Here is a 7,725-nt window from a genome sequence, read left to right on the forward strand (position 1 = left end):
CCAGTCAATTTTTTTTATTTCCTGAGGGAAGTTTCCTCTTTCATTGCATAAAGAAATGATATAGTCTTCCATATGAAATGATTTTAAACACAACTTTTTGCCTTCTACAACAATAATATTTCTATTACGCAATCCATCCATTACAGAGAAGCTGTCAAAGGGATAGGTGATTCCTTTTCCCATCCATTTTGTAACGCTTTCTTTCCATGTCCACAGCTGAAAAAAGAACTCTTTCTTATCTTTTTCGTCTAATTTATAAAAAAATTGCTCTTCTTCCGGTGAAAAAATTTTTGCGACTTTCGGTAATTTATCTCTGATTTTTTCAATATCACAACCAATGGTCTCGTGTGAAAAGCTGCAAATTGCAAACCTTCCTGAGTGAGACAAACTAAAGAAATATTCTTGATTGGGCAAATATAGCATCCCTTTTTCAGTTACTTTGATTTCATCATAAAGAGCTATTTCATTCTCTTTTAAAAAAGCATATCTCAATAAAAGACCTGCGCACAAAGATAGACGCTTACTACTCTCTTTCGCCATTCTTTCAACCTTGGCTCGACGTTGCTCACCCACAAGTTCCATGGCAGTCTGAAATTTTGCAGTATCTTTTAATACATCCCCATCCATCATTAGCAATACTACCATTTTAATCACCTCATAGCACAAAAAGCAGAGCTGCTAGAGAACAAGCTCTCACAACTCTGCAATAATATTTCAATGGATTTACTTTACAATGAGATTTACGATTCTACCAGGTACATAAATCTCTTTTACAATTTCTTTTCCATCCAAGCGACACCCTAAAGTCTCTTTCGCCTGGGCCAATACAGCTTCCTTATCAGCATCAGCGGAAATTTCCATGGTTCCTCTTAATTTACCACCAATTTGAATAGCAATTTCAATGGTATCTTGTACAAGCTTGCGTTCATCCACAACGGGCCAACCTGCATCAAAAACAGTGCCTTCATGACCCAATTCTCTCCAAAGTTCCTCAGAAATATGGGGTGCAAAGGGAGCCAGCATAGTAACCACCGTTTCCAGCGTTTCCTTTGAAAGACCACCTTGTTTTTTTGCAATCTCATTAAATTTATTGGAAGATTCCATAAAACCGCTGACAATTGTATTCATTGTTAAAGCTTCCAAACGGCTAGTAATATCTGCAATCATTTTATTGCAAACAAACTCTTCCTCTTTGCTTGCCTGAACTGGCGCATCTTTATAGGTATAAACCATTTTCCAAATTTTATTTAAGAAACGGAATACTCCATCAATACCACTGTCGTCCCAATCGCAATCCATTTCAGGAGGACCTACGAACAATTCATACATTCTCAAAGAGTCACAGCCATATTTCTCAACCAATTCGTCGGGAGATACCACATTACCCAAGGACTTACTCATTTTGCCGCCATTCTTTGTAATCATACCTTGGTTAAACAGCTTCTGGAATGGCTCTTCAAAAGGCACTGCTCCAATATCGTACAAGAATTTTGTATAGAAACGTGCATACAACAAATGCAATACAGCATGCTCAATACCACCAACATATAAGTCAACAGGAGCCCACTTTTTCAAAGCATCCATACTAGCCAATTCTTTATCATTATGGTTGTCTACATAGCGCAAGAAATACCAACTGGAGCCAGCCCACTGTGGCATGGTATTTGTTTCTCTCTTTGCAGGCTTGCCGCAAACAGGGCAAGTAGTGTTCACCCACTCGTCAATATGAGCCAAAGGTGATTCTCCTGTATCCGTAGGCTTATAAGATTCTACTTCAGGAAGCAACACAGGCAACTGATCTTCCGGAACGGGAACAGCGCCACAGTGCTCACAATGGATAATAGGAATAGGCTCACCCCAGTATCTTTGTCTGGAGAATACCCAGTCACGCAACTTGTAGTTTACTGTTTTTTTGCCAATACCCTTCTCTTCCATCAAATGAGGCACTTTTTTCTTTGCCTCAAAAGCCTTCATTCCATTCCAATCACCGGAATTAATAATAACGCCGTCACCTACATATGCTTCGGCCAAAGGTTTTTCTTCTTCCCCTTCAGGCAAAATAACTTGAATAATTGGCAATTCAAACTTTGTGGCAAATTCAAAGTCACGTTCGTCATGGGCGGGTACACACATAACTGCGCCAGTACCGTAATCAGCCAATACATAGTCAGCAACCCAAACAGGAATTTCTTTACCGTTTACAGGGTTTACACAATAAGTACCGGTAAATACACCTGTTTTTTCTTTATCTGTCATACGGTCAACAGAGGACTTTGTGGAAGCATCGAAGCAATATTTCTTCACGGTTTCCTCGTATCCAGGAGCAATAAAATCATCAATTCCTTTATACTCAGGAGCCAAAACCATAAAGGTACAGCCGAAAAGTGTATCAGGTCTGGTGGTATAAACAGCAATATTTTTATCACTTCCACTTACTTTAAATTCAATTTCCGCACCATAACTTCTGCCAATCCAATCTGACTGCATCTTCTTTACTTTTTCAGACCAATCAAGCTTTTGCAAATCTTCCAACAATCTGTCTGCGTAAGCAGTGATTTTCAACATCCATTGGCGAAGATTTCTCTTTGTTACTGTTGAACCACAACGTTCACAAGTACCACCGGCAGCTTCTTCATTAGCCAATACACATTTGCAGCTAGGGCACCAGTTCAAAGGCATTTCTTTTTCATAAGCTAAGCCCTTCTTAAACATTTGAACAAAAATCCACTGGGTCCATTTATAATAACCGGGGTCTGTTGTATCAACCTCTTTATCCCAATCATAAATTGCACTGATTTCGTGGAGCTGTCGTTTTACGTTTGTAATATTATTTGCAGTGGCAATACGAGGATGCATGTTATTCTTAATTGCAAAGTTTTCCGCAGGCAAACCAAAAGCATCCCAGCCCATGGGGTGAAGCACCTGATAACCTTGTAAAACCTTGTATCTGCTGACAACATCGCTTAAAACATACCCTCTCCAGTGACCAACATGAAGGCCTGTACCTGAGGGGTATGGGAACATGTCCAGACAATAAAACTTAGGTTTTTTATCATCCTCTACATTAATAGGGTTTTTCTCCCACGCATCACGCCACTTTTTCTCAATTTCTCCAAATTCATAGCGATTGTTCATACAATCTCCTCCTTAATAAATCTATCTCCCAAACAAATCTATTTCCTAAACATAACCCAATTTTCAGTATAATTATTCAGATTTAGCAAAATAGAAATAAAAACACCTTATGAGGTCTGGAAATTTTAACTTAAAAATAAAAAAACCTTCGTCTCAGTTAGAGACGAAGGGATACTCCGTGTTACCACTCTAGTTTGCCAAAAGGCACACTCAAAACCGATAACGGTGGCAGCCGTTGCAACCTACTAATCAAAATGATGTTCAGGGCAAAACTCCGAGGCCAGTTCCAAAACACGTTTTTACCGACTCGCACCTCTCTGAAAAAAACAAATTGTATTGTACTCTTCCTCATCAAAGTCTATTCACGAAACTATTTATATCATATTTACCAATAAAAATCAAGTGTTTTTGGTTGTTTTTCAAAAGAATACAGTCTACACAATTTTTTATACTGCTTGTTCCGATTCAAATTGGTTGCTGTAAAGACTATGATAAAAGCCCTTCTTCTCCATCAATTCCTCATGGTTCCCTCGTTCGATAATCTCCCCATGATTTATAACAGCGATCAAATCGGCGTCTTTAATAGTACTTAAGCGGTGGGCAATGACAAAGCTGGTGCGCCCTTTCATTAAATTCTGCATTGCTTCTTGAATTTTCACTTCTGTTCGTGTATCCACACTGCTGGTTGCTTCATCAAGAATCAATACAGAGGGGTTTGCCAAAATTGCTCTGGCAATGGCAAGCATCTGCCTCTGTCCTTGGCTAAGGTTTCCGCCACCATCTGTCAAAACGGTATCATAGCCATCGGGTAAGCGTCGAATAAATTCATGGGCATTGGCAAGTTTTGCCGCAGCAATAATCTCATCGTCTTTCGCATCTAATCTGCCGTAGCGAATGTTCTCACGAATGGTATCAGTAAATAAATAGGTATCCTGCAAAACAATACCCAGGTTTGAACGCAAACTCTTCCGCTTGATATCTTTAATTTCTGTACCATCAATGGTAATGGTACCTTTGTCTATATCATAAAAACGGGTCAACAGGTTTATAATTGTGGTTTTTCCTGCACCAGTAGGTCCTACAAAAGCAATCGTCTGTCCTGGTTTGGCATACAGATTTACATCTTTTAAAATAGGATGACCTTCGTCATATGAAAAATCAACATTTGTAAGAACAACATCGCCTTTTACATCATTTAGAGCAATGGAATTTGGTTGATCCTTCATCTCCTCTGGCTCATCCAAAACTTCAAATACTCTCTCTGCTCCGGCAAAGGCGGCCATCATTGCATTTACCTGATTTGCCAATTCGTTTAGAGGTCTCGTAAATTGCTTTGAATAAATTATGAAGTTAGATATGGTTCCCAAGGTCATTGGGAGCCCCATAACCATCATAAGTCCCCCAACAGCCACAACAATGGCATAAGAAATATTATTCAGTGCCATCATGATTGGCGCAATGATTCCGGAAAAGATTTCGGCGCGAATCCCTACTTTCAGCAATTCATTATTTCTCACTGAAAATGCCTGGGTCATTTCTTCTTCTTGACAGAATACCTTTACAACCTTTTGTCCTGAAATGATTTCTTCAATATAACCATTCAACTGTCCAAGGCGTTCTTGTTTTTCTTTATAATTTTTTCTGGAGCGTGAGGTTATGGCTTTTGTTGCAATAAGCAAAATTGGTATGGTAACGATGGAAGCAATGGTTAAAGGAATATTTAAATAAAGCATCATAGCAAAGGTTCCAACTAAGGTTAAACCACTTTGTAAAACTTGAGAGATGCTATTATTCAATGCCATAGATATATTATCCACATCGTTTGTGACACGGCTCATGATTTCGCCATGGGTTGTCGTGTCAAAATATTTTAAAGGAAGTCTTTGTATTTTTTCAAAAAGCTCTCTACGGATGGTGGCAACAACGTTTTGCCCCACTAAAAGAAGCAAATAGCTTTGAAGCCACATGCACAAAGAAGAACAAACATAAATGGCTAAAAGCATGGAACAGACTTTGGCTAAACCAACAAAATCAAACTTAGATATATATTGATCAATGGCAATACCAATCAATCGAGTTGCATAGACTGTTCCCAGTGTGACAAAGGCAATGCATATAAAAGAAATCAATAAATAAAACCAATATTTATTTAAATATTTCAAAAGCCTACTAAGAGTTTTCTTTGTATTTTTAGGTTTCCTGGGCTCTATCGGCGGTTTTCCACCCATACGGGGATTAGGCATCAATAACTACCCCTTTCTTCATTTGAGATTGAAAAATTTCTTGATAATCCAAACTGGTTTCCATAAGATAGTTATGGTTACCTTCTGCGGCAATTTTACCATCCTTCAGCACAAAAATTTTATCCGCATGTTTAATCGAACTGATTCGTTGGGCGATAATAAACTTTGTACACTGATCATGTGAATTCTTCATTGCTTGACGAATTCTTTTTTCAGTTAATGAGTCCACCGCACTGGTACTATCATCAAAAATGATAATACTTGGATTTTGAATTAGCGCTCTGGCGATAGAAATACGCTGTTTTTGCCCACCAGAAACATTTACACCCTTCTGCCCTAGTTCAGTATCATATCCATTGGATAGTTCCAAAATAAAGTCGTGGGCTTGAGCTGCCTTTGCTGCAGCAACCACTTCTTCCTCTGTTGCATTCTTATTTCCCCACATAATATTCTCTCTGATTGTGCCGGTAAATAAAATTGTTTCTTGCAATACAACAGCCACTCTTTTTCTTAAGTCATGGATGGAATAATCTCTCACATCAACATCGTCAATGTACACGCCCCCTTCAGAAACATCATAAAGGCGAGGCATCAAATTAACTAAGGTGGATTTCCCAGAACCTGTCTCACCAAGAATACCAATGGTTTCACCAGCATTTACGGTAAAGCTGAGATTCTCCAAAACCGGCTCGCCACTTCCGCCTTTATAGCGGAAAGAAACATTCTTGAACTCCACCTTTCCCTGACTTTTTTCAGGAACAATGGGATTGGCAGGATCCGCGATGTCAATTTTTTCGTTTAAAACCTCATTGACACGGACGATTGAAATTTGCGCTCTAGAGATATACATAAATACCATAGCAATCATCATCAATGCGATAATCATTTGCACTAGATAGGTAATAAAAGCCATAATCTCTTCAATTCTTAGACTACCTTCGGAAACTTGAATTCCACCATTCCACAAAATGCCAATAATGGAAACGTTCAAAATCAGCATCATCAAAGGTAACATAAGTACTACAATCCGGAATGCCTTCACGCTGGTTTCTTTATAATCTTCATTGGCTGCATTGAATTTTTCCATCTCATAATCATGGCGCACAAATGCCTTTACCACTCGCATGCCTGCCAAGCATTCTCTCATGACAGTATTGACACCATCTAGCTTTTCCTGAACCAATTTAAATTTTGGCACTGCCTTACGCATAACAAAAAAAGTTGCTACACCTAGAATAACGATAGAAATTACAAAAATCATTGCCAATTTGGGATGTATGGAAAATGCCATAATTAAACTGCCGAAACATAGCAATGGAGCACGAATCAGCATACGCAAAGACATCAAAATAACCATTTGAATTTGGGTAATATCATTGGTTAATCTGGTAATTAACGAAGGTGTCTGGAATGTATCTATATTATGGAACGAAAAATTTTGAATCCTCGTAAATAAATCTTTTCTTAAATCAGTTCCAGCTCGCTGACTGACAACACTTGCCGCAATCAAACAGCCAATACCTCCAATAATACCTAAAAGCGCCACAAAAATCATACCTGCGCCCATCTTTAAAATATAATTTGAATTTGACGTCCCAACACCATGATTAATCAAAAGCGTCATCAGCTTGGGCATAATCAATTCAGATGATGTTTCAATCAGCATAAAAAGCGGCGCCAAGATTGCCAATTTTCTATAAGGCTTCATGTATTTTAAAACGATCTTCAAGCATTCTCCCTCTTTTCATTTAAATCTTTATTCATATTCTCTAATATTCTTCCTAAATAATGCAAACATAAATCTTTTTCTTCATCTGTAAATCCACGCAAAGCCACATCATCAATGGATGTGCCCTTTACCATAAATGCCTGAAATTTTTCTCTACCTTTTTCAGTAATACAAACACGAATGCTTCGTAAATCTTTTTCATCTCGAATGCGGTCAATCAATTCATCCCGTTCCATTCTCTTTAAAATATCAGTCATGGAAGCTGGTTTTATACGTATAAATTCACACAACTCTTTTTGTGTCTGCATATCTTTTGACGCAAGAGACATTAAAATTTGTGGTTGACCCCATGAAAGTCCAATCTCCTGGGCACTGTTTTTCATATTTACATGATAAAGTTTAAACAATACACTTAAAACAAAAGAGAAATCTGTCACATGATCTCCTAAAACCTCCCTCTTTTTTGCAAATGCATCACAAAACATTCCATCCCTCCTCAATTTTTGCCTGGAAGTTGTATTTCCCCAATTTTTCATAATAAACAAAAAATCACTACTTTCACGTATGTAAAACAAAGGGGAAAATATTATTTAAGATAATCAAAAACAATAAAAAAAT

Annotated in this window: 5 protein-coding genes and 1 other annotated feature; all 5 genes read right to left on the bottom strand. The window is 38.0% G+C overall.

Annotation, left to right across the window (positions count from 1 at the left end; translation table 11 throughout):
* Positions 1-645: 4'-phosphopantetheinyl transferase family protein (locus tag RTK36_RS08300; protein WP_312046131.1), on the bottom strand; the 645-nt coding region annotated here is incomplete at its 3' end.
* Positions 646-723: 78 nt separating this feature from the next.
* Positions 724-3,135, bottom strand: a complete 2,412-nt coding sequence (leuS, locus tag RTK36_RS08305) for a leucine--tRNA ligase (RefSeq protein ID WP_312046133.1) — start codon at positions 3,133-3,135, stop codon at positions 724-726.
* 156 nt (positions 3,136-3,291) lie between these two features.
* Positions 3,292-3,499: a binding site (T-box leader), on the bottom strand.
* Positions 3,500-3,581: 82 nt separating this feature from the next.
* Complete coding sequence (locus RTK36_RS08310; RefSeq protein WP_312046135.1) at positions 3,582-5,378, bottom strand: ABC transporter ATP-binding protein; 1,797 nt, start codon at positions 5,376-5,378, stop codon at positions 3,582-3,584.
* A complete protein-coding gene (locus RTK36_RS08315) occupies positions 5,371-7,107 on the bottom strand; it encodes an ABC transporter ATP-binding protein (RefSeq protein ID WP_312046136.1) in 1,737 nt (578 codons plus the stop codon). The genes RTK36_RS08310 and RTK36_RS08315 overlap by 8 nt, the downstream gene beginning before the upstream one ends.
* The gene (locus tag RTK36_RS08320) at positions 7,104-7,592 is read right to left on the bottom strand and encodes a MarR family winged helix-turn-helix transcriptional regulator (protein ID WP_312046137.1); all 489 of its coding nucleotides are present in this window, start codon (positions 7,590-7,592) and stop codon (positions 7,104-7,106) included. The genes RTK36_RS08315 and RTK36_RS08320 overlap by 4 nt, the downstream gene beginning before the upstream one ends.
* Positions 7,593-7,725: the final 133 nt, after the last annotated feature.

Origin of the sequence: Anaerotignum sp., assembly GCF_031981185.1 — a bacterium.
GTDB lineage: Bacteria > Bacillota > Clostridia > Lachnospirales > Anaerotignaceae > Chakrabartyella.

Excerpts from the sequence above, each read along its gene's own strand:
- leuS (WP_312046133.1), bottom strand. The coding sequence starts at position 3,135 with ATGAACAATCGCTATGAATTTGGAGAAATTGAGAAAAAGTGGCGTGAT.
- RTK36_RS08310 (WP_312046135.1), bottom strand. The coding sequence starts at position 5,378 with ATGCCTAATCCCCGTATGGGTGGAAAACCGCCGATAGAGCCCAGGAAA.
- RTK36_RS08320 (WP_312046137.1), bottom strand. The coding sequence starts at position 7,592 with ATGTTTTGTGATGCATTTGCAAAAAAGAGGGAGGTTTTAGGAGATCAT.